Raw genomic sequence first — 21,900 nt, forward strand, 5'->3', positions numbered from 1 at the left:
CCATGGCGGATATCAACCCGCGCCTTTCCGACACCAGCAAATTCCCCGATCCGGTCTACAAAGAGACCGTGCTCAGGCCGCTCTTCGACGGCGCCAAGAGCCATCATGTCGACGGTTTCCGCCGCATCGACCGCGCCCATCTCGTGATGCTCGTCGAGACCGGCATTCTCGATCTGGACCTCGCCGGCAAGATCGCCGATGCGCTGGAAGCGATCGACCGGGAGATCGATCCCTCGACACTCGTCTATACCGGCGAAGTGGAGGACTTCTTCTTCCTGATCGAGAAGGAGCTGAAGGCCCGCATCGGCGTCGACATCGCCGGCCGGCTGCACACCGCCCGCTCCCGCAACGACATCGACCACACGCTCTTCAAGCTCGGGCTGAAGGAAAAGATCGACGCGCTGATGGGCAAGGCCAGGCTGTTGCTTGCCGCGATGATCGATGCGGCCGAACGGGAGAAATCCACGCTGATCGTCGCCTATACGCATGGCCAGCCCGCCCAGCCGACGACCTTCGGCCACTATCTCTCGGCCGCAATCGAAGTGCTGATCCGCGATATCGAGCGCTTTGCCGAGGCCCGCCGCATCGTCGATCTCTCGCCCATGGGCGCTGCGGCGATCACCACATCGGGCTTTCCGATCGACCGCGCCCGCGTCGCCGAACTGCTCGGCTTTTCCGCGCCGCTGCGCAACTCCTATTCCTGCATCGCGGCGGTCGACTATACGACCGCCTCCTATTCCGCCATCGAACTGATGTTCCTGCATCTCGGCCGCCTCATCCAGGACTTCCAGTTCTGGACGAGCTTCGAAGTGAGCCAGATCTACGTGCCGAACGCGCTAGTGCAGATTTCGTCGATCATGCCGCAGAAGCGCAATCCGGTGCCGATCGAGCATCTGCGCCATCTCGCCAGCCAGACTTTTGGCCGGGCGCGGACCGTACTCGACGTGATGCACAATACGCCGTTCACCGACATGAACGACAGCGAGGGAGAGACGCAAGGCATGGGTTATGAGGCCTTCGCCTCCGCCTCGCGCGTGCTCGACCTGCTGGCAGCCCTGATCAGCCAGATCAGCATCGACCCCGAGCGCGTCGACCAGAATATCCGCCGCTCCTGCATCACCATCACCGAGCTCGCCGACTCGCTGGTGCGGATCGAAGGCCTCTCCTTCCGCGAAGCACACGAGATTGCAGCAGCGACGGCGAAAAGCGTCGTGGCTGCCAAGGGCGACCTTCCCAACGACGGTTACGAGCCCTTCCTCAAGGCCTTCGAACATTCAGCCGGGCGCAGGCCATCAGTCGATCTTGCGAAGTTCAGGGAGATCGTCTCGCCGGAGCACTTCGTCGCCGTGCGCGCCCGCTTCGGCGGCCCGGCACCCGAACCGATGCAGGATGCGCTCAAGGCCTATCGCGAAAAGCTCGCGCTCTTCGAAGCTACGGCGAAGGAAGCTTCCGACCATGAGGCCGCTGCTGCTGCGGAATTGAGAGAAAAGTTCACCGCGCTTACGGGAGCCCGCTGATGGCGACGATAGAACTTGAAAAACTCGTAAAGCGCTACGGCAAGGTTGAAGCCGTCAAGGGCATCGATCTTTCGATCGCCGATGGCGAATTTGTCGTCTTCGTCGGCCCGTCCGGCTGCGGCAAATCGACAACGCTCAGAATGATCGCCGGCCTTGAAGAGATTTCGGACGGCACGCTGAAGATCGGCGATACCGTGGTCAACCAGCGGGAGCCGAAGCAGCGCAATATCGCCATGGTGTTCCAGAACTATGCGATCTATCCGCATATGACAGTGCGCCAGAACATCGGCTTCGGCCTCTACACGTCAAAGCTCAGCAAGGCCGAGAAAGACAAGCGGATCGAGGAAGCTGGCAGGATCCTCGGGTTGGAAGCCCTGCTCGACCGCCGGCCGGCGGCGCTTTCCGGCGGCCAGCGCCAGCGCGTGGCGATCGGCCGCGCCATGGTGCGTGATCCGGCCGCCTTCCTGTTCGACGAGCCCCTGTCCAACCTCGACGCCCAGCTTCGCTCACAGATGCGCATCGAGATCAAGCGCCTGCATCAGCGACTGAAGACCACCACCGTGTATGTCACACACGACCAGATCGAAGCCATGACCATGGCCGACCGGATCGTGGTGATGAAGGACGGCAACATCCTGCAGGTCGGCACGCCGTCGGAACTCTACGAAAGCCCGGTCGATGTCTTCACCGCCCGCTTCATCGGCAGCCCGTCCATGAACCTCGTGCGCGGCAGACGCAACGGCTCCGGCGTGGACATGGCTTCCGCCGGCGACATCCTGATCGGAATCAGGCCCCACGACCTGATCGCCCATGCCAATACGGCAGACAGCAATGGCTTCAGACTGACGGGAACGGTAACCGCTGTGGAACCCCTGGGACCTGAAACACTGGTGCATCTGGACATTGCCAACGCCTCGGTGATAGCCACGGCGCGAGACAAATCCGTGCCGGCCGTCGGCAGCGAGCTCACCTGCGAAGCAGCCCCCGGCAGCCTTTATCTCTTCGACGCCAGCACAGAGAAATTTCTGGGCCGTTCATGATGACGCATACAGAGACCAGATCTGCGGTGCTCAGCATCGGGCGGGTCTATTGCGACCTTATTTTCACGGGCCTCGATCACCTGCCGGTGCTGGGGCGCGAGCTTTTTGCAACCGGAATGGAGATCGCGGCGGGCGGTGGCGCCTTCATCGCCGCGGCGCATCTGGCACATGCCGGCCGCAAGGTGGCGCTCGCCGCACGGATCGGCACGGATTCGCTGTCCGCCGGCGTCGAGGCACAGCTCCGCGAGAGCGGAGTCGACCTGCGTTTTATCGAACATGCCGGGGATGCCGGCCCGCAGATCACCGTGGCCGCCGTCGTCGGGCAGGACCGCGCCTTCCTCACCCGCCGGGCCGGGCCGGCACTGCCCGCGACGCTTGATGCCGCGCTCGATTGGGAGGAGGCAAGCCATCTTCACATTGCCGAGTATGCGACCCTGCACGAGATCCCCGATCTCGTCTCCCGCGCCAAGGAAAAGGGACTGACCGTTTCGCTCGATCCGAGCTGGGATGCGACCCTGATCTATGACCGCGGCCTGCTTCATGCCTGCGAGGGCGTCGATCTTTTTCTGCCCAATCTGGAGGAGGCCGAGGCGATCACCGGTTCGGCCGACCCCCAGGTCGCGATCCGCAAGCTGTCGCTCGCCTTTCCGCTTGTGGTGCTGAAGGGAGGCGCTCAGGGCGCCTGGGTCATGTCGGGCGGCCGGATGCTGCATGCGCCGGCGGAAACCGTGCCGGTCATCGACACGACCGGTGCCGGCGATGCCTTCAATGCCGGTTTCATCAATGCCTGGCTGAACGGAGCCTCGGAAGAGATGTGCCTTCGGGCCGGCATCCGCTTCGGCAGCCTGGCGGTCCAGGCCGCCGGCGGTGCCAGGCTGCTCACGACCGCAGAGTGAATCAGACGATCGCGCGGTCGTCTGCGTCGAAGCGGTGCTGGCTTGGCTTGTCGGGCGTGGCGAAGACCACGTCGTCCGGCGCGTAACGGTGCTCCCCGAACAGGCGAACCGTCAGAAGCCCGGTCGCCTCGGTCTCCAGATAGACGATCGTATCGGCACCGAGGTGTTCCACATGGACGACCTTGCCCTTCCAGTCGCCGCTTTCGCGCGAGAGGGCAATATGTTCCGGGCGGATGCCGATGGTTTTGGCACCGGCGTCACCCAGCTTTTCGGCCGGAATGAAGTTCATCTGCGGCGAGCCGATGAAACCGGCCACGAAAATATTAGCCGGCTTATTATAAAGCTCCATGGGCGAGCCGACCTGCTCGATCGCGCCGGCATTCAGCACGACGATCTTGTCCGCCAGCGTCATCGCCTCGACCTGGTCATGGGTGACATAAATCATCGTCGCCTTCAGTCGCCGGTGCAGGCCGGCGATCTCCAGGCGCGTCTGCACACGCAGCGCCGCATCGAGGTTCGACAGCGGCTCGTCGAACAGGAAAAGCTTTGGTTCGCGCACGATGGCGCGGCCGATCGCGACGCGCTGGCGTTGACCGCCGGACAATTCGGCAGGGCGGCGGGCGAGATAGGGATCGAGCGAGAGCATGGCGGAAGCCTTGGCGACGCGCGTCTCAATCTCGGCCTTTTCCGTGCCCGCCTGCTTGAGGCCCAGACCCATATTGTCCTTGACCGTCAGGTGCGGATAGAGCGCATAGGACTGGAACACCATGGCGATGCCGCGTTTGGCAGGCGGCACATTGATGACCTCGGCGCCATCGATCCGCACGCTGCCCGATGTCGCGTCCTCAAGGCCGGCTATCACTCGCAGCAACGTGGACTTGCCGCAGCCGGAGGGGCCGACGAAGATGACGAACTCGCCGTCCTTCACCTCGAGATCGATGCCCTTCAGCACCTCGTGGGTGCCGAAGGCCTTGCGGATGGATTTCAGTTGGAGGGAACCCAAGGGCTTTTTCCTTCAGAGTCGGATAGGCTTACCGGTGCGCACGCTCTCATCCGCCGCGAGGCAGATGCGCAGCGACTGCACGGCATCATCCATATGCCGGGAGAGATCGATATTCTCGCGGATGGCCTTCAGCACATAGGCCTGTTCGAGATCGCAGAGTTTCTGGTGGTCCGGTTCGCCAGTCATCGACAGGTCCTGGTCCGGGCGGATGAACCGGCCGTCCGGGCCGGTTTCAGCACTATGGACGCGTATCACGGAGGTCTTCGTATGCGTGTCGATGTCGTCGGATTTCGCTTTCGCGTCGACGAGGATCGAGACCGAGCCCCCAGGCGACATGACATCCTTCACGAAGAAGGCCATTTCCGACATCATCGGCCCCCAACCCGCCTCATACCAGCCGACCGAGCCGTCCTCAAACAGGACCTGCATGTGGCCGTAGTTGTACATGTCCTGCGCGACCTCATCGGTCATGCGCAGTCCCATGCCGCGCACCTCGACGGCCCTGGCGTCGGTGATCTGGCACCAAACGTCGACATAATGCACGCCGCAATCGACGATCGGCGGGGTCGTCTGCATCAGCGCCTTGTGGACCTCCCATTTGTCGCCGGAGGACTGCTGGTTGAGGTTCATGCGGAACACGTAGGGCGGACCAAGCTTGCGGGCTTCGGCGATCAGCTGCATCCAGGACGGATGATGGCGGAGTATATAGCCGACCACCAGCTTGCGGTCATGCTTCCTGGCGGCCGCGACGACGCGCTCGGCATCGGCGACGGTGGTCGCCAGCGGCTTTTCGACGAAGACGTGGCAGCCAGCCTCGAAAGCCATGACGGCATAGTCCGCGTGGCTGTCGGAATAGGTGTTGATCGAGCAGAGTTCCGGCTTCGTCTGCCGCAATGCCTGCTCGAAATCCGAAAAGAGCGGATAGGCGTCGAGTTCGGAAGGCAGGTCGCGTTTGGTGCGATTGACGAGGCCGACTATCTCGAAGCCCGGATTGTCGTGATAGGCCAGCGCATGGCTCCGACCCATATTGCCGAGGCCGGCGACGAGGACACGGATGGGACGAATGGACGGGTTCACTTGACGGCTCCGGAGGTAATGCCGCGGATCAATTGCCGCGAGAAGATGACGTAGAGAACCATGACCGGAAGGATGGCGAGCGACAGCGCCGAGAGCACCGCATTCCAGTTGGTGACGAACTGGCCGATGAACATCTGGGCGCCAAGCGTGACCGTCTTGGTGCTTTCGCCGGGGGCGAGGATCAACGGGAACCAGAGGTCGTTCCAGATCGGGATCATGGTGAAAACTGCGACCGTCGCCATGGCGGGGCGCACCAGCGGCAGGACAAGGCGGAAGAAGATCGCGTATTCCGAAAGCCCGTCTATGCGGCCGGCATTCTTCAGATCGTCCGAGACGGTGCGCATGAATTCCGACAGGATGAAGATCGCCAGCGGCAGGCCCTGCGCCGTGTAGACGAGGATGAGCGATGTCAACGTGTTGACGAGGCCGGCCGCCACCATGCCCTGCAGGATCGCCACCGTACCTAGGCGGATCGGGATCATGATGCCGAGCGCCAGGTAAAGCCCCATCAGCGTATTGCCGCGGAAGCGATATTCGGACAGCGCGAAGGCGGCCATGGCGCCGGTGAGCAGAACCAGCGCGATCGACACGACCGTGACGATCAGGCTGTTCTGGAAATACCCGACGAAGTCGCCCTGGTTCAGCACGGTCTGGTAGCCGATCAGGCTGAAGGTCGACGGTGTCGGCAGCGCCATCGGCTCGCGGAAGATGGCATTGCGACTCTTGAACGAATTGACCAGAGTCAGGAAGACCGGGAACAGTGCCACCAGCGTATAGGCGATCAGCGCCAGGTGGATGAGCGCGGTGCGCAGCGGGGCGGAGCGGGCTTTCGACATGTCCGTCTCCTCAGAACTGGTAGCGGCGCATGCGCCGCTGGATGACGAAGAGATAGAGCGAGACGCCGGCGAGGATGATGAGGAACATCACGGCAGCGATAGTGGCGCCCATCGAGCGGTCGCCCATCTGGTTCTGGAACCCGAAGAAGGTGCGGTAGAGCAGCGTGCCCAGGATATCCGTCGAGCCGTTCGGGCCGGCGAGTGCCCCCTGCACCGTGTAGATCAGGTCGAAGGCGTTGAAATTGCCGACGAAGGTCAGTACCGAGACGATGCCGATCGAAGGCAGGATGAGCGGCAGCTTGATCTTCCAGAACTGGCCCCAGCCGGTAATGCCGTCGCACTCGGCGGCTTCCAGCACCTCGTCGGGAATATTCAGCAGCGCCGCATAGATCAGCATCATCGGAATGCCGACATATTGCCAAACCGAGATCAGCGAGACGGTGACGAGCGCCGTTTCCGGCTTGCCGAGCCAGGGCGCGAAGGCCCATTTCAAGCCCACCCAATCCATCATGCCGGGCGCAATGCCCCAGATCGGCGAGAGGATGAGCTTCCAGATGAAGCCGACGATGACGAAGGAGAGCAGCGTCGGCACAAAGATCGCCGAACGGTAGAAGGCGGCGAAGCGCAGGTTCGGCACCGACAGCATGGCGGCGATGGCAATGCCGACCGGGTTCTGCACGAGCATATGGATGATGAAGAAGATGACGTTGTTGCCAAGCGCGTTCCAGAAATCGGCGGAGAGCCTCGGATCGCTGAAGAGGACCCGGAAATTGTTGAAGCCGACGAAGGCAAGCTGGCCTTCGATCATGTTGAAGAGCGAGAGCCTCAGCGTTTCGATGAGCGGCAGGATCATCACCGCCGTATAAACGAGGAAGGCCGGCGCCAGGAAGACGAGGATATGCCAGCGGGCGGGCCGCTTCACCGCAACGATCTCGGTATCGGTCATGTCGGTATCGCTCATGGCGCGGGTTCCGGTCTTTAGTTACGGCGTGTTCAGGATGTTACGGCAATGCCCCTCATCCGGCTACCGCCACCTTCTCCCCGTTTTGACGGGGAGAAGGAATATGCCGCAACGGTTTCCTCCATCTCGAAGGTCGAGCGAGGCAGGTCCCCTCTCCCCGCAAGCGGGGAGAGGGTTAGGGTGAGGGGCAGATGGTGGGCGGGAGGCGCTTACTTCGCCGGCTTGTACCAGCTGTCGAGCCCCTTCTGGGTCTCTTCCGCCGCTTGCTCAGGCGTTTGCGTGCCGTTGATGACGTTGGCCGAAACGCGCCACATCTCGAGGTCGAGGTTCGGCTGGCCGCGGCCAACGATCGCCGCGCTCGGGCGGATCGTCGTCTTGCAGTTCTCGCGCCAGGAAACGAATTCCTGGGCAAGATCATCCGTCATTTTCACCGGCGTCGAGTTCAGGCTGAAGAAGCCGGGAAGCGCATTGGCGTAAAGCTCGGCGAATTCCGGCGAGGCGACCCAAGCGAGGAATTTCTTCGCCGCTTCCGGATTCTTGCCCTTGGCGTTGAGGCCGAGACCGATGTCGTTGTGGTCGGAGATGTAGCAGGTGTCACCTGCCTTCTTCACCGGCGGCGGGAAGGCGCCCATTTCGAAATCGGCCTGAGCCTTGAACGGCGCGATTTCCCACGAACCGGCCGGATAGATCGCGGCGCGGCCAAGCGTGAAGAGATTCTGGCTGTCCGGATAGGTCTGAGCCTCGAAACCATCGCCGAGATAGGGCTTCCACTTGGCGAGCGTCGCATAGGGCTCGACCCATTGCGGATCGGTGAGCTTCTCGGTGCCGGCGATCAGCGCCTTGCGGCCCTCCTCGCCCTTCCAGTAATTCGGGCCGATGTTGTAGTAGCCCATCGTGGCCGCTTCCCACTGGTCCTTGGTGCCCATGGCGAGCGGGATGTAATTGCCATCCTTCTTGAACTTCTCGAGCACGGCGAAGAATTCATCCTCGGTCTTCGGAACCTCAACGCCGGCTTCTTCGAAAGCCTTCTTGTTGTAGATGAAACCGTGAATGACCGATGCCATCGGCACGCAGAAGGTGGTCTTGCCGTCATCGGTGGTCCAGGCGGACTTGGCGACGTCGGAGAAGTTCGAAATGCCGGGCAGGTCGTTCAGCGAGGCGAGCTGGCCCTTCTGGAACATGGCGAGCGACAGGTCGAACGGACGGCAGGTGATGAGGTCTCCGGCCGTGCCTGCCTCCAGCTTGGCGTTGACGGCGGAATTGTATTCAGTCGGCGCCATCGGCGCAAAGGTTACCTTGATATCGGGGTTCTTCGCTTCGAAGGCCGGAATGATCTTCTCCTGCCAGATCGGCAGGTCATCGTTGCGCCAGCTCTCGATGGTGAGCTGGGCCGTCTGCGCAGACGCCATGCCCGCAGGCGCGAGCACGGTCGTTGCGAAAAGCATGCCTTTCAAAATGCGGGTCATGATGTTCTCCCTCTTTTTGCGCCGTCAAGCGCGCTTCATGGAACTTTTGCCTGCGTGCAGCTCATCAAGCGCGACACGCAGCACCTCGCCGGACCTGGCCAGCAGCGCGGTTGCCGCTTCCGGATCGGCCGCACCGGCCGCAAGCAGAACCGCCACCTTCACCGAGCCATCGGCAGCGCCAAACCAGGCGCGCGCTTCCTCGAACCCGATCCCTGCGATCTCCGCCACCATGCGGGCGGCACGGGCCTGCAGCTTGTCGTTATCGGCGCGCAGGTTGACCATGTGGCCGTCATGCACGTGGCCAAGCTTCACCGCCACCAGTGTCGAGAGCATATTGAACGCCATTTTCTGCGCCGTGCCGGCCCCCATGCGGGTGGAGCCCGCCACCACTTCCGGCGGCGTTTCAAGCAGGATCGACACATCGGCGCCATCGAACAGTCTTGCGCCGGCATTGTTGGCGATCGCCACCAGTTTCGCGCCGCGTGCCCTGGCCACTTCGGCGACAGCGACCGTATAGGGCGTCGAACCGCTGGCGGAGACGCAGAGGACGCAGTCTTCTCCTGAGATGACATCCGCATCGTGCCGCCCGAGTGCCGGATCATCTTCCGGTCCGCCGGGCAGATCGGTGACCGGGGAAAGTCCGCCGGCGAACAGGACAACCAGCTTCTCCGGCGCGATCCCGTAAGTTCCGGGCAATTCAAGAGCATCGGTCATGGCGACCAGACCGGCGCTGCCGGCACCGACGTAAACGAGCTTGCCGCCAGACTTCAACGTTGCAGCCATAAGACCAGCGGCTTCAGCGATAGCCGGAATGGCGTGGTCGACCGCTTTCGCGGCCTCCTGCTGAGCCGTCGCCAAAAGCCAAAGGATTTCGGCGGGCTCACGCATATCGAGCCCTTCCGCTTCCCCATGTCTTGTTTCGGTGGCGTTATTGCTCATCCGATTTCTCCCTCTAACCAAAATAATGCCAAAAAAATACCAATTGTCCAGAAAGAAAATTAACTTTTGTCACCAAATCAATAACGTTGTCTCGGAAAAAAGGAAATAATCTATCTATTTCAGAGTGATATCACATGACATTTCAGAAATCCGAAATCGTACTTGGTTATTGGTATTTTTTTGGTATTATCAATTTTCGGAGGTATCCATGATCGATTATTTTATCGGAATCGATGGCGGGGGAACCAGCTGCCGCGCGGCATTGGCTGACGGAGATGGTACTATTCTCGGTCGCGGCAAGAGCGGCGCGTCCAATATCCTTACCGATCCGGACACCGCGTTGAAACATATCGCCGAGGCGGCACAGCGCGCTTTCGAAGAGGCCGGGATCGAACCCGATCTCTCATCCGCATCCGCCATCCTCGGCCTTGCCGGCAACAATGTCGGAGACGCCGTGAGCTATGTGAAGGCGCGCTTGCCCTTCAAGCAGTCGGAGATCGTCTCCGACGGAGTGATCGCACTTCAGGGCGCGATCGGCGACGAGGACGGTGCGATCGGCATCGTCGGCACGGGAACCGTCTATATTGCGCGGCACGACGGAGAACTTCATTCGGTCGCCGGCTGGGGATTCCAGGTGAGCGATCTCGGCAGCGGCGCGCGGCTCGGCCAGCTTGCGCTGCAGGAAAGCCTGCTCGCCTACGACAACATCCGTCCGATGACCGGGCTCTCGAAAGCCATCCTTGCCGAATTCGGGAACAATCCGGAGAATGTGGTCGACTTCGCCCGGCTGGCGAAACCGGGTGACTATGGCCGCTACACGCCGAAGGTTTTCGAATACGCCCGGCATGGCGACCAAGCGGCGATCCGCATCCTGAAAACCGGCGCGGCCGGCATCGACGAGGCCCTCGACGCAGTGAACGCCGTCACTAGGGGTAAAGGCCGGCTCTGCCTGCTCGGGGGTCTCGCAGTGCTCTATCCCGAATACCTTGCCGAACGGCATCGCAGCCGGCTTTCCGAGCCGCTTGCCGACGCGCTGACGGGTGCCGTGGCGCTCGCGGTCAAGGCCTATGGCTCACCTTCGGAGGCGCGTGCATGAACGAGACGCTTGCCGCCATCCTTCCCCTCGACGGTCTGCAAAATGCCGGCACCGGGCCGCTTTACAGGAAATTGCGCCAGAGCCTGGAAGACGCGATCCGCACCGGCAAGCTCGGCCACGGCGACGCGCTGCCGGCCGAACGCGACCTTGCGGATTACGCCAATGTCAGCCGGGTGACGGTGCGCAAGGCGGTCGACGATCTCGTCAAGGATGGCCTGCTCACCCGCAGGCACGGTTCCGGCACATTCGTGGTCAAGCCGCTGTCACGTGTCGAGCAGCCGCTGACCCGGCTCACGTCCTTTACCGAGGACATGGCGCGGCGCGGGCTGGTGACCAAGTCCGAATGGCTGGAACGGGGCCTGTTCCACCCCTCCCCGGAAGAAATGATGATGCTGGGGCTTGCACCGGGAACGAAGGTGGCCCGCCTCGGACGCCTGCGCATCGCCAATGACATGCCGCTTGCCATCGAACGCGCCAGCATTTCCGCCGAATTCCTGCCGGACCCTTCCGCTGTCACCAATTCGCTCTACGCGGAACTGGAAAAAAAAGATGCCCGGCCCGTGCGCGCCATACAACGGATATCCGCCTGCAATATGAAGAACCCGGATGCCGGATTGCTGGCAGTGCCCGTGGGCTCCGCCGGGCTTTCGATCGAACGCGTATCCTATCTGGCATCCGGTCGCGTGGTGGAACTCACCCGCTCACTCTATCGCGGCGACGCCTATGATTTCGTGGCCGAGCTCTCGCTCGGCGAAAACTGACAAGGACTGAACCATGCAAACCCATATGCGGCAAGAGATCAACGAGATACCGGAGGCGACGGCCCGGTTGCTTGACAGGTCGGCAGCGGAGATCATTGCCGCCGGCCGGGCGCTCCGGGAGAAGGATCCCGCGTTCCTCATCACCATCGCCCGCGGCTCCTCCGACCATGCGGCGACCTTCATCAAATACGCGATCGAGCTTACCGCCGGTCGCCCCGTCGCTTCGCTCGGCCCCTCGCTTGCTTCGATCTACGGCGCGAAGCTGAAGCTTAAGGGCGGCGCGGCGATCGCGATTTCCCAATCCGGCAAAAGCCCGGACATCGTCGCCATGGCGGAAGCCGCAACCAGATCCGGCGCTGTCACGATCGCGCTCACCAATACGCTACCGTCGCCGATTGCCAGCGCTTCGAACCATGCGATCAACATCAATGCCGGACCGGAACTTGCGGTCGCGGCAACGAAATCCTTCGTCAATTCGATTGTCGCGGGCCTTGCGCTGCTTTCCGAGTGGGTGGACGACGAAGACCTCAAAGCTGCCATCCGCAACCTGCCGTCACATTTCGAAAAGGCGGTCAAGCTCGACTGGAACGAACTCGCCAAAGAGCTCGGCGACGCGGAATCTCTCTACATGCTTGGTCGCGGGCCGGCGCTCTCGATCGCCAGCGAAGCGGCGTTGAAATTCAAGGAAACCTCGAACATGCATGCGGAAGCCTATTCAGCTGCGGAAGTGCTGCACGGCCCCGTGGCGCTGGTGGAAAAGCGGTTTCCGGTCGTCACCTTCGCAGCGCGCGACGCAGCCGAGACCTCGGCCGTCGAGATTGCCGAGAACCTCGCCGCCAAGGGGGCGCTTGCCTTCGCCACCTCCGACAAGGTCAAGGCCGCTCGAAAGCTGCCTTTCGTCGCGACCGGCCATCCACTCACCGACGCGCTGGCGCTCATCCTGCCCTTCTATGGCTTCGTGGAAGCCTGGTCGCGCGCCAAGGGCTTCAACCCGGATGCGCCAGTCGCACTCAAGAAGGTGACCGAAACATTATGAGTACAGCCAAGGCCATCATCGGCGCCCGCATCTTCGACGGCGCTTCCTGGCATGAGAACGCCGCGCTCGTTTTCGGCAATGGCCGGGTCGAGGCGATTCGGCCTGTCGCAAATCTACCGGAAGGCATGGAGACGATCGATGCCGACAGCAGTCTGATCGTGCCCGGCTTCATCGACCTGCAGGTGAACGGCGGCGGCGGCGTGCTGCTCAACGAGGAGCCGACCGTCGCAGGGCTCAAGCAGATCTGCGCGGCGCACGCCAAGTTCGGCACGACCGGCCTGTTGCCGACCCTCATCACCGACACGTTCGAGATCACCGCCAGGACCGTCGAGGCAGGCAGGCAGGCCAAAGCGCAGAATGTGCCGGGCTTCCTTGGCCTGCATCTCGAAGGTCCGCATCTTTCCATCGCCCGCAAGGGGGCACATGACCCGAAGCTGATCCGGCCGATGGAGGAGAAGGACATCGAACTCACGCTCTCCTGCAGGGGCATATTCGATGCGATGATGGTCACCGTCGCGCCGGAGAACGTCACCCCGGAGCGGGCGAAGCGGCTTGCGGAGGCCGGCTTCATGGTGAGCCTCGGCCACACCGACACGACCTATGAAACAGCCAGGGCCTATGCCGAGGCGGGCGTGCGCACCGTCACGCATCTCTTCAATGCCATGAGCCCGCTCGGCCATCGCCAGCCGGGCGTCGTCGGTGCGGCGCTGGACATCGGCTCGCTCTACGCCGGGCTGATCGCCGACGGCATCCATGTCCATCCCGCCGCGATGGACATTGCTCTCCGGGCAAAAAACGGGCCGGGCAAGATCTTCATCGTCACCGATGCCATGTCGCCGATTGGTACGGACATGAAGAGCTTTACGCTAAACGGCCGCGAAATCCTGCGCCGGGACGGCCGGCTGACGCTTGCCGACGGTACGCTTGCAGGGGCCGACATCGACATGATCTCGTCGGTGCGCTTCGTGCATCAGACGCTCGGCCTGCCGATCGAAGAGGCATTGCGGATGGCCTCGACCTATCCGGCGGAAGCGGCATGGCTCTCCGACCGCAAGGGCGCACTGAAACCCGGCTTCGATGCGGATTTCGTTATCCTCACCGAGGATCTCGGCATGAAGAGCACCTGGATCGGCGGCACCATGGCTCATCAGGAATAAATTAGCCGGCTACCGGAAAGCGGATTTCCACCGTCAGCCCTCTGCCCTCGCGGCCGTCCGCGAGGGTCATTGCCGCGCCGTGGAGGCGGGCAATCTCCTCGATGATCGGCAGGCCGAGACCGCTGCCCGCCTTGTCCGTTTGCTCGCCACGCTCGAAGCGCTTCAATACGGAAGCCCGTTTCTCCGGCGGAATGCCGGGACCATTGTCCTCGACTTCCAGCACGGCCGTATCGCCTTCCTGTTTCACGCGGACAGTCACCTCCGCGCCGTTCCCCGCATAAAGCAGAGCATTGCCAATCAGGTTCTTCAGGAGCTCGCCGATCAGGAGCGGCTCCGCAAAGATCGCAACTCCGGACCCACCTTCGAACCCGAGATCGATGCCGGCTTCGGCGGCAAGCGGCACATGGTCCGCCGTCGCGCCCTGCACGAGGGTCGCCAGATCGACCTTCTGCATCGAGGCGGAGCGCTTCGCCGCATCAATCTTCGCCATCAGCAGGAGCTGGGCCAGGATGCGTTCCGCATCGGCAACCGCCTCATCCGCCTTGCGGACCGCTTCCTTCGCCCCGTCCAGTCCTGTAGCGCGGCCGGCCAGCGCAAGCTGCGTGCGGATGATGGCGAGCGGCGTTCGGAGCTGATGGCTGGCATTGCCGGTGAAATGCCTGAGAGCCTCCAGTGCCCCCTCGAGCCGCACCATGAAGGAGTTGACCGTATCGACAAGGCCCTGGACCTCGCTCGGCACCCGTTCGCTGATCGGATGCAGGTCGTCCGGGCTGCGCTCGGCGATCGCTTCACTGAAGCGGTAGAGCGGGCGGAGCGACAGGCTGACAGCAACCCAGACGATGACCGCTGCACCGGCGATCATGAAAAGCAGGCGCAATGCCGACCGGATCAGAATGGTCCTGGTCAATTGCTGGCGGGCGATCGTGGTTTCCGCCACGGTGACGATGAAGGGCACCGAGTTGATGCCGGTCGAGGCCGACCGGGCGAGTGCCGCCACACGGATCGGCTCACCCCGAAAAATGGCGTTCTCGAACGCCGCCGCCTGGCCCTCCCGGCGGGGAATCGAGGGCAGGTTCTGATAACCGGTGATGAAGGTTCCCGGCGGGCCATCCACCCGATAGAAGACGCGATCCTGCGCGGCCGACGTCAGCATCTCCAGCGCCACATAGGGGATATCAACTTCCAGCGAGCCGTCTTCGGCGACGATCACGCGCTCCGCGATCGCCAGCGCCGAGCCGGCCAGAACGCGATCGGAAACCTCGTTCGCCGTATCGACGGCCTCGTCCCAGGTGTCGACCATAGCGACGGTGCCGATCACCGCCGTCGAGATGAGAAGCCAGGCGAGCAGCCGCCGACGCAGCGAGTAGGCGGCCGTTGGCGTCATTGGCGGCGTCATGGTACGGGCGCCACGGTATCGAGATAGTAACCGATACCGCGGGCAGTCTTCACCGTCAGCCCATGCGGCGCAAGACGACGGCGCAGTCGACTGACATATTGCTCGATCGCATTGGCCGAAAGATCGTCGTCGAAGCCAGTCAGCGAGCGCATGATCGCGTCCTTGGAGACGACCTTGCCAGCGCGCAGGAACAGGAGTTCCAGGAGCGCCACTTCGCGTGCGGGAATATCGAGCGGAGCGCCATGGCTGGAGAATGTCCGGGAATTCAGGTCGAAGGTGACGCCGCCATAATTGACGATCGAGCTTCTCAAGCCCGCATGGCGGCGCAGGAGCACGCGGATACGCGCCTCGAATTCCGAGATGTCGAAAGGCTTGATCATGTAGTCATCGGCGCCGAGATCGAGACCCTTCACCCGCTCCTCCGGCGTGCCGCGAGCCGTCAGGATCATGACGGCAGCCTTGTTCTGCCTGGCCCGCATGGCGCGCAGCACGTCGAGCCCATCCATCTCGGGCAAATTCAGGTCGAGGATGACGAGGTCATATGTCTCCGCAGCGGCGACCGCTTCCGCAGAAGCACCGTCCGCCACCGCATCGACGGCATAGCCGCTGCCGCGCAGGATCGTCGACAGCCCTTCGGCCAACGCCTGATTGTCCTCGACCAGAAGGATACGCAACCGTTGTTCCCCTTTTTCTTCCAGTTTACAGGCGTAGGAAAGGGAAGTCACGGATGCGCTGGGAGCATGGTTATTGGCTCCGGCCGATATAGTCCATCTTGCCGATCGGCACGCCCTTGTGGCGCAGGATCGCGTAGGCTGTTGTGACGTGGAAATAGAAATTCGGGATGGCAAAGCCCAGGACATAATTACGGCCGGTGAAGGTCGTCGATCCGCTGCGGGTCTTCAACACCACCTCGGCCTCTTCACGGTCGGCCATCATGGCGGGATCGACACTTTTAAGAAAAGTCACGGTCTTTTCGATGCGGGCATGCAGGTCGGCGAAAGTCGCTTCGTTGTCGTCCATCGGCACGTTTTCGACCTGTCCGAGCCGGACGGGCACGAACTTGGCCGCGTCGCTGGCGCGCTGGATCTGCGCGATCAGCGGATACATGTCTTCGATCAGCCGGGCATTGAGAAGCTCCTTGTGCTCCAGGCCCTTTTCGTCGGCATAGGCCTCACCCTTCTTCAGGATTTCGGTGAGATTGCCGAAGGCGCGGATGAAGACCGGTACGGTGATATCGTAGAGCGAAAGTGACATGGTTCTGACCTCTGTTTGCAGCAAGGCGCCGGATCTTCCGGTGTGAAAAGAACCGCCCTCAGGTAATGAGGCCTGTGGGGAAAACAAGCCGGGTAAAAGCTGCAATCGGTGACCGTGACGCGAATGCCACGCGGCCACCGGTCTACTTGTCCCTGGAATCTCTGTAAGGCATTGTGGTCGTATGAAAAGATTCCTTCTCGCTTCGCTCTGCCTTGTCCTTTCGCCGGGTCTTGCGGCTGCCGGCACAACGTTGTTTCCCGCCCTTTCCGGCCGCAGCGACGCCCGGGTGCTGAGCGTCTATTCCTCCCTGGACGAACCGCTCGCCAAGCCGATGATTACCGGTTTCCAGCAGGCAAACCCGGATGTGGCGGTGCGCTACGAGGACATGCTGACCGGTGAAATCTACGACCGGATCGTCCGCGAGACGGATGCCGGCCAGAAAACCGCCGATTTCGCATTCTCTTCCGCCATGGACCTGCAGGTGAAGCTCGCCAATGACGGGTACGCGCAGCCGAGCGACCTGCCCATGAGCGGCCAGTGGCCGACCTGGGCGAACTGGCGCAACACGGCCTACGCGCTGACCTTCGAACCTGCCGTCTTCGTCTACCACAAGCCGAGCTTCAAGGATGCTCCACCCCCGTCGACCCGGGCGGAATTCGTGGAGTTCCTGCACAAGCAGGGCGACTCCGTCTACGGAAGGATCGGCACCTATGACATCGAGCGTTCCGGCGTCGGCTTCCTGTTCATGGCGCGCGACCAGGAACAGTTCGGCGATATCTGGTCGGTGATCCAGGCCATGGGTGCGGCAGGCGTCAAGCTCTACTCCACGAGCCAGGCGATCCTGGAGCGCATCGCGGACGGCCGCTTCCTGCTTGGCTACAACATCCTCGGCTCCTATGCCGCTGACTGGGCCTCGCGCCATCCCGACGTCGGCATCGTGTTACCGAAGGACTATACTGTCGTCATGTCACGGATCGGCCTCGTGCCGCAGGCCGCCACCGCGCCGGATCTCGGAAAGCGATATCTGCAATTCTTCATGTCGAAGGAAGGCCAGACGATCATGGCCCGCGAACTGCAGATCCCGGCCGTCAGCCCCGAAGTCGCCGGCAACAATACCGCAACCACATTGCGGGAGATGCTGGGCGGGCAGTTGAAGCCCGTTCCTGTCAGCCTCGGGTTGATGGTCTATCTGGACCAGGTGAAGCGGGCGCGACTGATTTCCCGCTGGAACGAGGCTCTCAGGCTGCAATAGCCACAAAATTCGACGGCGCACGGCCGATACCCCTTGCCAAACGTCAAACCCGCGAAAAATGTCAGGTAGATGTCAGCTTGATATGCTGGCTTATGTCTAATCGGCCCCCGTTTGGAGGCGGGGCTCCGATCAACGACGGGAGGGCGTCGGTAGCGGTTCTTGCTCACCGTCCCATCTTTTCGTTTCGACAGAAGAAACATTTGCGTCCGCTTCGGGCGCCAACGGAGGATCAACCCTTGAAACATTTCTTTCTCGCTTCCATTCTCGCGGGCGCGCTTGCCTTGCCGGCCGCAGCCGCCGATTACACGATCATGGCTCCAGCCGCACCGGGCGGCGGATGGGACCAGACGGCCCGCACCATGCAGACGGCGCTCCAGCAGGAAAAGATCGCCGGCAACGTGCAGGTCGTCAATGTACCGGGCGCCGGCGGAACGATCGGCATCGCCCAGTTCGCCAGCCAGCAGAAGGGCAACCCGAATGCACTCCTGGTCGGCGGCTATGTCATGGTCGGCGCGATCCTGACCAACAAATCGCCCGTCACGCTCAAGGACGTCACCCCGATCGCCCGCCTCACCGGCGAATATGAAGCAATCGTCGTTCCGGCCTCTTCCGACATCAAGACGATCGGTGATCTCGTCGCCAAGCTGAAGGAAAATCCCGGAGCCGTTTCCTGGGGTGGCGGTTCGGCAGGCGGCACCGACCATATCCTCGTCGGCCTGCTTGCCAAGGCGGCCGGCGTCGACCCGACCAAGATCAATTACATCGCGTTTTCCGGCGGCGGTGAAGCCCTTGCCGCCATTCTCGGCAGCCAGGTGACTGCCGGCGTTTCGTCCTACGGCGAGTTCGAATCGCAGATCAAGGCCGGCACGTTGCGCCTCTTGGCCGTTTCCTCCGACAAGAAGATCGAAGGCGCCGACGCCCCGACGCTGAAGGAATCCGGCTTCGACGTGGTTGTCCAGAACTGGCGCATGGTCGCCGCCGCTCCCGGCCTTTCCGACGAGCAGAAGAAGGCCGTGGCAGCCGACATCGAGAAGCTCGCCCAGTCCAAGACCTGGCAGGAAGCCCTGAAGACCAAGGGCTGGACCGATACCTATCTCGCCGGCTCGGCCTTCGATGAACAGCTCGCCAAGGACATTTCCGCCACAGACTTGGTCCTCAAGGACATCGGGCTGGTCAAATGAGCCCCGACCGCAACAAGACCGAGCAGCGCCGCCCCGATTGGGCGGCGCTTGCCGTTGCCGTAGTCCTGGCGGCAATCGCCGCCGTGATTTTCATCGATGTGTCGCGCTTGAAGGGTACGGGCGGCTATTCGCAGGTCGGTCCGGCGACGGTGCCCGACTGGATCGGCTTTGCGCTGATCGGACTTGCGATCTGGACGGTGATCGAGGCTTTCCGCGGCGATTTTCCGACGCGCGACAAACAGGAGATCGGTCCGGTCGTGTGGATCGTCGCGGGACTTGTCGCGCAGATGCTGCTTCTTCGCGTTGCCGGCTTCTCGATCGCGACCGGTATCCTGTTCGGCCTCACTGCCGCGGGCTTCGGCAAACGCAAACTGTGGATCACGATCCCGCTTGGCATCGTCGTCTGTCTCTTCATCTGGCTGATCTTCGCAGGCCTCCTGCAGCTTGCGCTGCCCGCAGGCCCGCTGGAACGGCTTTTTTGGTGATCGGGCCCGGAAAGTAGGACCATGAGCACATTCGAATTCCTCCTGCAGGGGCTTGCCTCCGCAGCGCAACCCATCAACCTGCTTTATGCGCTGATCGGCGTGACGCTCGGCACCGCAGTCGGTGTTCTGCCCGGCATCGGGCCGGCGCTGACCGTCGCACTGCTTCTGCCCGTCACATATCGTCTTGATCCGACCGGTTCGCTGATCATGTTCGCAGGCATCTATTACGGCGGCATGTATGGCGGATCGACCACCTCGATCCTGCTCAACACACCGGGAGAAAGCGCTTCGATCGTCACCGCGCTCGAAGGCAACAAGATGGCCCGGGCGGGACGTGGCGGACCGGCGCTTGCGACTTCTGCGATCGGCTCCTTCGTGGCCGGCCTGATCGCGACGCTGGCGCTCGCCTTCATCGCGCCTTACATCGTCAAGCTGGCGCTGGTCTTTGGCCCTCGCGAATATTTTGCCCTGATGGTGCTCGCCTTCGTGACGGTGTCCTCGGCCTTCGGAGATTCCACATTGCGCGGCCTCACCTCGCTGTTCATCGGGCTTGCGTTCTCCGTCGTCGGCATCGACCAGTTGACAGGCCAGAACCGGCTGTCCTTCGGCATCCCCGACCTTCTCGACGGGATCGAAGTCACGACCATGGCGGTCGCCATGTTCGCGATCGGGGAGACCCTGTTCATCGCCGCCCAGGGAAACAAGGGGCCGGAAACGGTGGAAGCCGTCAAGGGCTCCGTCTGGATGAGCGCCCAGGATTGGGCGCGGTCCTGGAAAGCCTGGCTGCGCGGCACCGCCATCGGCTTCCCTATCGGCGCCATGCCGGCGGGCGGAGCCGAAATCGGCACCTTCCTCTCCTACGCAACCGAAAAGCGCCTCAGCAAGCATCCGGAAGAATTCGGCAATGGCGCGATCGAAGGGGTTGCCGGCCCGGAAGCTGCCAACAATGCGTCTGCCGCCGGCACGCTTGTGCCGTTGCTGACGCTCGGCCTGCCGACGTCCGCGACCGCGGCGATCATGCTTGCCGGCTTCCAGCAATACGGTCTGCAGCCGGGCCCGCTGCTCTTCGTGACCAATCCGCAGCTCGTCTGGGGCCTGATCGCGTCGCTGCTCATCGCCAACCTGATGCTGCTGGTCCTCAACCTGCCGCTCGTCGGCCTTTGGGTGAAGCTGCTGACCATCCCGAAGCCATGGCTTTATGCCGGCATCCTGCTGTTTGCGACGCTCGGCACTATCGGTGCCAATCCGTCGGTTTTCGAACTCGGCATGCTTCTGACCTTCGGATTCCTCGGCTATGTCATGCGTGTGCTGGGTTACCCGATCGCGCCGGTCGTCGTCGGCTTGATCCTGGGGCCACTTGCCGAACAGCAGCTCCGCCGCGCGCTGGCGATCAGCCAGGGCGATGTCACGACACTGGTCCAGTCGCCGATTGCGGCCGTTCTGCTCATCCTGGCAGCGCTGGCTTTCATCATACCGCTGATCCTGCGCATACGCGGACGCGGCGAAGTGCTCTCGCAGATGGCAGCCAGCGAGGACTGATCACAACACGCTGCCGCTACATTCAACCCGGCTTCGGCCGGGTTTTTTATGCCGTATGCGGGATCAATGGCCGAAGACCGACCAGCCCGTGCGGGTCGTCAGCATTTCCAAAGCCAGCGAACCAAGAAGCGAATTGCCATTGTGATTGAGCCCCGGCGACCAGACGGCAACCGAGGCCCTGCCCGGTGCGACCGCGAGAATGCCGCCGCCGACCCCACTCTTGCCCGGCAGGCCCACCCGATAGGCAAAATCTCCTGAACCGTCGTAATGCCCGCAGGTGAGCATGAGCGCATTGATGCGCCTTGCCCGCTGTTTGGAGACGACCGTGTGTCCCGTCAGCGGATTGCGGCCGGAAGCAGCGAGAAAAAGACCGGACTTCGCAAGCTGCGTGCAGGTCATGGCGAGTGCGCAGTGATGGAAATAAACGCCGAGCACATGCTCGACCGGATGGTCCAGCTTGCCGAAGGAGCGCATGAAATTGGCAAGCGCGAAATTGCGGTAGCCTGTCGCCTGTTCCGACTTCGCCACGGTAGGGTCAATAGCGATCGAATCGTCATCGGCGAGATAACGCACGAAACGGACAATTTCCCCGATCGCCTCGCGCGGCGTGTGCCCCGCAAGCACCAGGTCGCTGACGGCGATCGCGCCCGCGTTGATAAATGGATTACGTGGCTTACCCTCTTCGTGCTCCAGCTGGACGATCGAATTGAAGGCAGAGCCCGACGGCTCGCGTCCGACACGGTTCCAGGTCGTCTCGCCATGCTTGCCGAGCGCCAGCGTCAGCGTAAAGACCTTGGAAATGCTCTGGATCGAGAAGGGGACATCGGCATCGCCAACTTTGAAGATCTCCCCATCCACCGTCACGATCGCCATGCCGAATTTCTTCGGATCGACATGGGCAAGCTGCGGAATATAGTCGGCGACCTTGCCCTCGCCGAGACGCGGCGCCAGCTTGTCGTGAATCTCGTCGACGATCGCCTGGAGGTCTGCCATCTATCACCCCGAATT

At 62.4% G+C, this 21,900-nt stretch carries 21 protein-coding genes; 11 read left to right on the forward strand and 10 right to left on the reverse strand.

What is annotated here, in order from left to right:
* The first annotated feature begins 2 nt into the window (after positions 1-2).
* Genes argH through J2046_RS06760 form a run of 3 tightly spaced genes read left to right on the forward strand, consistent with a single transcriptional unit; the run spans position 3 to position 3,453 of the window.
* Positions 3-1,517, forward strand: a complete 1,515-nt coding sequence (gene argH / locus J2046_RS06750; protein ID WP_210050445.1) for an argininosuccinate lyase — start codon at positions 3-5, stop codon at positions 1,515-1,517.
* Positions 1,517-2,557, forward strand: a complete 1,041-nt coding sequence (locus J2046_RS06755; protein WP_210050446.1) for an ABC transporter ATP-binding protein — start codon at positions 1,517-1,519, stop codon at positions 2,555-2,557. The genes argH and J2046_RS06755 overlap by 1 nt, the downstream gene beginning before the upstream one ends.
* Positions 2,554-3,453, forward strand: coding sequence for a carbohydrate kinase family protein (locus J2046_RS06760; protein ID WP_210050447.1), 900 nt, complete (start codon positions 2,554-2,556; stop codon positions 3,451-3,453). Before J2046_RS06755 ends, J2046_RS06760 begins: the two co-directional genes overlap by 4 nt.
* A 1-nt stretch (position 3,454) precedes the next feature.
* On the opposite strand, the gene J2046_RS06765 is transcribed toward J2046_RS06760, so the two are convergent.
* From J2046_RS06765 to J2046_RS06790, 6 genes are all read right to left on the reverse strand, one after another.
* Positions 3,455-4,456, reverse strand: a complete 1,002-nt coding sequence (locus J2046_RS06765) for an ABC transporter ATP-binding protein (protein ID WP_210050448.1) — start codon at positions 4,454-4,456, stop codon at positions 3,455-3,457.
* A gap of 12 nt (positions 4,457-4,468) precedes the next feature.
* Positions 4,469-5,533, reverse strand: coding sequence for a Gfo/Idh/MocA family protein (locus J2046_RS06770; RefSeq protein ID WP_210050449.1), 1,065 nt, complete (start codon positions 5,531-5,533; stop codon positions 4,469-4,471).
* Complete coding sequence (locus J2046_RS06775; protein WP_037151726.1) at positions 5,530-6,369, reverse strand: carbohydrate ABC transporter permease; 840 nt, start codon at positions 6,367-6,369, stop codon at positions 5,530-5,532. The genes J2046_RS06770 and J2046_RS06775 overlap by 4 nt, the downstream gene beginning before the upstream one ends.
* 10 nt (positions 6,370-6,379) lie before the next feature.
* The gene (locus J2046_RS06780; RefSeq protein WP_210050450.1) at positions 6,380-7,330 is read right to left on the reverse strand and encodes a carbohydrate ABC transporter permease; all 951 of its coding nucleotides are present in this window, start codon (positions 7,328-7,330) and stop codon (positions 6,380-6,382) included.
* A 209-nt stretch (positions 7,331-7,539) separates the two neighbouring features.
* Positions 7,540-8,796, reverse strand: coding sequence for an ABC transporter substrate-binding protein (locus J2046_RS06785; RefSeq protein WP_210050451.1), 1,257 nt, complete (start codon positions 8,794-8,796; stop codon positions 7,540-7,542).
* A gap of 24 nt (positions 8,797-8,820) precedes the next feature.
* Entirely contained in the window at positions 8,821-9,735 is a 915-nt protein-coding gene (locus tag J2046_RS06790; RefSeq protein ID WP_210050452.1) for an N-acetylmuramic acid 6-phosphate etherase, read from the reverse strand.
* Between the two features lie 208 nt (positions 9,736-9,943).
* Between J2046_RS06790 and J2046_RS06795 the strand changes: the two genes are divergently transcribed.
* The 4 genes from J2046_RS06795 to nagA are packed head-to-tail and all read left to right on the forward strand — an operon-like array spanning position 9,944 to position 13,785.
* A complete protein-coding gene (locus J2046_RS06795; RefSeq protein ID WP_210050453.1) occupies positions 9,944-10,831 on the forward strand; it encodes a glucosamine kinase nucleotide-binding domain-containing protein in 888 nt (295 codons plus the stop codon).
* Positions 10,828-11,592 carry a GntR family transcriptional regulator gene (locus tag J2046_RS06800; protein WP_210050454.1) on the forward strand — a complete coding sequence of 255 codons (765 nt, stop codon included), beginning with the start codon at positions 10,828-10,830 and terminating at the stop codon, positions 11,590-11,592. The genes J2046_RS06795 and J2046_RS06800 overlap by 4 nt, the downstream gene beginning before the upstream one ends.
* Positions 11,593-11,605: 13 nt before the next feature.
* Positions 11,606-12,628, forward strand: a complete 1,023-nt coding sequence (locus J2046_RS06805; RefSeq protein ID WP_210050455.1) for an SIS domain-containing protein — start codon at positions 11,606-11,608, stop codon at positions 12,626-12,628.
* Positions 12,625-13,785: an N-acetylglucosamine-6-phosphate deacetylase gene (gene nagA, locus J2046_RS06810; protein ID WP_210050456.1), complete on the forward strand. Its 1,161-nt coding sequence runs from the start codon at positions 12,625-12,627 to the stop codon at positions 13,783-13,785. The genes J2046_RS06805 and nagA overlap by 4 nt, the downstream gene beginning before the upstream one ends.
* A 1-nt stretch (position 13,786) precedes the next feature.
* Here nagA and J2046_RS06815 read toward each other — a convergent pair whose 3' ends face one another.
* The 3 genes from J2046_RS06815 to J2046_RS06825 form a co-directional block, all read right to left on the reverse strand.
* On the reverse strand, positions 13,787-15,169 hold the full coding sequence (locus J2046_RS06815) for a sensor histidine kinase (RefSeq protein ID WP_210050458.1): 1,383 nt from the start codon (positions 15,167-15,169) through the stop codon (positions 13,787-13,789).
* 8 nt (positions 15,170-15,177) lie between these two features.
* A complete protein-coding gene (locus J2046_RS06820) occupies positions 15,178-15,855 on the reverse strand; it encodes a response regulator (RefSeq protein ID WP_037151750.1) in 678 nt (225 codons plus the stop codon).
* A gap of 70 nt (positions 15,856-15,925) precedes the next feature.
* A complete protein-coding gene (locus tag J2046_RS06825) occupies positions 15,926-16,435 on the reverse strand; it encodes a DUF1993 domain-containing protein (RefSeq protein WP_210050459.1) in 510 nt (169 codons plus the stop codon).
* 181 nt (positions 16,436-16,616) lie between these two features.
* Between J2046_RS06825 and J2046_RS06830 the strand changes: the two genes are divergently transcribed.
* The 4 genes from J2046_RS06830 (at position 16,617) to J2046_RS06845 (ending at position 20,892) form a co-directional block, all read left to right on the forward strand.
* A complete protein-coding gene (locus J2046_RS06830; protein ID WP_210050461.1) occupies positions 16,617-17,687 on the forward strand; it encodes an ABC transporter substrate-binding protein in 1,071 nt (356 codons plus the stop codon).
* A gap of 236 nt (positions 17,688-17,923) precedes the next feature.
* The gene (locus tag J2046_RS06835) at positions 17,924-18,868 is read left to right on the forward strand and encodes a Bug family tripartite tricarboxylate transporter substrate binding protein (protein WP_210050463.1); all 945 of its coding nucleotides are present in this window, start codon (positions 17,924-17,926) and stop codon (positions 18,866-18,868) included.
* Positions 18,865-19,353 carry a tripartite tricarboxylate transporter TctB family protein gene (locus J2046_RS06840; protein ID WP_210050465.1) on the forward strand — a complete coding sequence of 163 codons (489 nt, stop codon included), beginning with the start codon at positions 18,865-18,867 and terminating at the stop codon, positions 19,351-19,353. Before J2046_RS06835 ends, J2046_RS06840 begins: the two co-directional genes overlap by 4 nt.
* A gap of 21 nt (positions 19,354-19,374) precedes the next feature.
* Positions 19,375-20,892 (forward strand): tripartite tricarboxylate transporter permease, encoded by a 1,518-nt coding sequence (locus tag J2046_RS06845; RefSeq protein WP_210050466.1) that lies wholly within the window; start codon positions 19,375-19,377, stop codon positions 20,890-20,892.
* Positions 20,893-20,955: 63 nt separating this feature from the next.
* Here the strand turns inward: J2046_RS06845 and J2046_RS06850 are convergent, their stop codons facing one another.
* Positions 20,956-21,885, reverse strand: a complete 930-nt coding sequence (locus tag J2046_RS06850) for a glutaminase (RefSeq protein ID WP_210050467.1) — start codon at positions 21,883-21,885, stop codon at positions 20,956-20,958.
* Positions 21,886-21,900: the final 15 nt, after the last annotated feature.

The sequence above is a fragment of the Neorhizobium petrolearium genome, assembly GCF_017873175.1.
GTDB lineage: Bacteria > Pseudomonadota > Alphaproteobacteria > Rhizobiales > Rhizobiaceae > Neorhizobium > Neorhizobium petrolearium.

What these genes read in the sequence shown, in the direction of transcription:
- J2046_RS06815 (WP_210050458.1), bottom strand. Translation starts at nt 15,169, where the DNA reads ATGACGCCAACGGCCGCCTACTCGCTGCGTCGGCGGCTGCTCGCCTGG.
- nagA (WP_210050456.1), top strand. Translation starts at nt 12,625, where the DNA reads ATGAGTACAGCCAAGGCCATCATCGGCGCCCGCATCTTCGACGGCGCT.
- J2046_RS06830 (WP_210050461.1), top strand. Translation starts at nt 16,617, where the DNA reads ATGAAAAGATTCCTTCTCGCTTCGCTCTGCCTTGTCCTTTCGCCGGGT.
- J2046_RS06780 (WP_210050450.1), bottom strand. Translation starts at nt 7,330, where the DNA reads ATGAGCGATACCGACATGACCGATACCGAGATCGTTGCGGTGAAGCGG.
- J2046_RS06755 (WP_210050446.1), top strand. Translation starts at nt 1,517, where the DNA reads ATGGCGACGATAGAACTTGAAAAACTCGTAAAGCGCTACGGCAAGGTT.
- J2046_RS06845 (WP_210050466.1), top strand. Translation starts at nt 19,375, where the DNA reads ATGAGCACATTCGAATTCCTCCTGCAGGGGCTTGCCTCCGCAGCGCAA.
- J2046_RS06850 (WP_210050467.1), bottom strand. Translation starts at nt 21,885, where the DNA reads ATGGCAGACCTCCAGGCGATCGTCGACGAGATTCACGACAAGCTGGCG.
- J2046_RS06800 (WP_210050454.1), top strand. Translation starts at nt 10,828, where the DNA reads ATGAACGAGACGCTTGCCGCCATCCTTCCCCTCGACGGTCTGCAAAAT.
- J2046_RS06785 (WP_210050451.1), bottom strand. Translation starts at nt 8,796, where the DNA reads ATGACCCGCATTTTGAAAGGCATGCTTTTCGCAACGACCGTGCTCGCG.
- J2046_RS06760 (WP_210050447.1), top strand. Translation starts at nt 2,554, where the DNA reads ATGATGACGCATACAGAGACCAGATCTGCGGTGCTCAGCATCGGGCGG.
- J2046_RS06795 (WP_210050453.1), top strand. Translation starts at nt 9,944, where the DNA reads ATGATCGATTATTTTATCGGAATCGATGGCGGGGGAACCAGCTGCCGC.
- J2046_RS06790 (WP_210050452.1), bottom strand. Translation starts at nt 9,735, where the DNA reads ATGAGCAATAACGCCACCGAAACAAGACATGGGGAAGCGGAAGGGCTC.
- J2046_RS06840 (WP_210050465.1), top strand. Translation starts at nt 18,865, where the DNA reads ATGAGCCCCGACCGCAACAAGACCGAGCAGCGCCGCCCCGATTGGGCG.
- J2046_RS06775 (WP_037151726.1), bottom strand. Translation starts at nt 6,369, where the DNA reads ATGTCGAAAGCCCGCTCCGCCCCGCTGCGCACCGCGCTCATCCACCTG.
- J2046_RS06825 (WP_210050459.1), bottom strand. Translation starts at nt 16,435, where the DNA reads ATGTCACTTTCGCTCTACGATATCACCGTACCGGTCTTCATCCGCGCC.
- J2046_RS06805 (WP_210050455.1), top strand. Translation starts at nt 11,606, where the DNA reads ATGCAAACCCATATGCGGCAAGAGATCAACGAGATACCGGAGGCGACG.
- argH (WP_210050445.1), top strand. Translation starts at nt 3, where the DNA reads ATGGCGGATATCAACCCGCGCCTTTCCGACACCAGCAAATTCCCCGAT.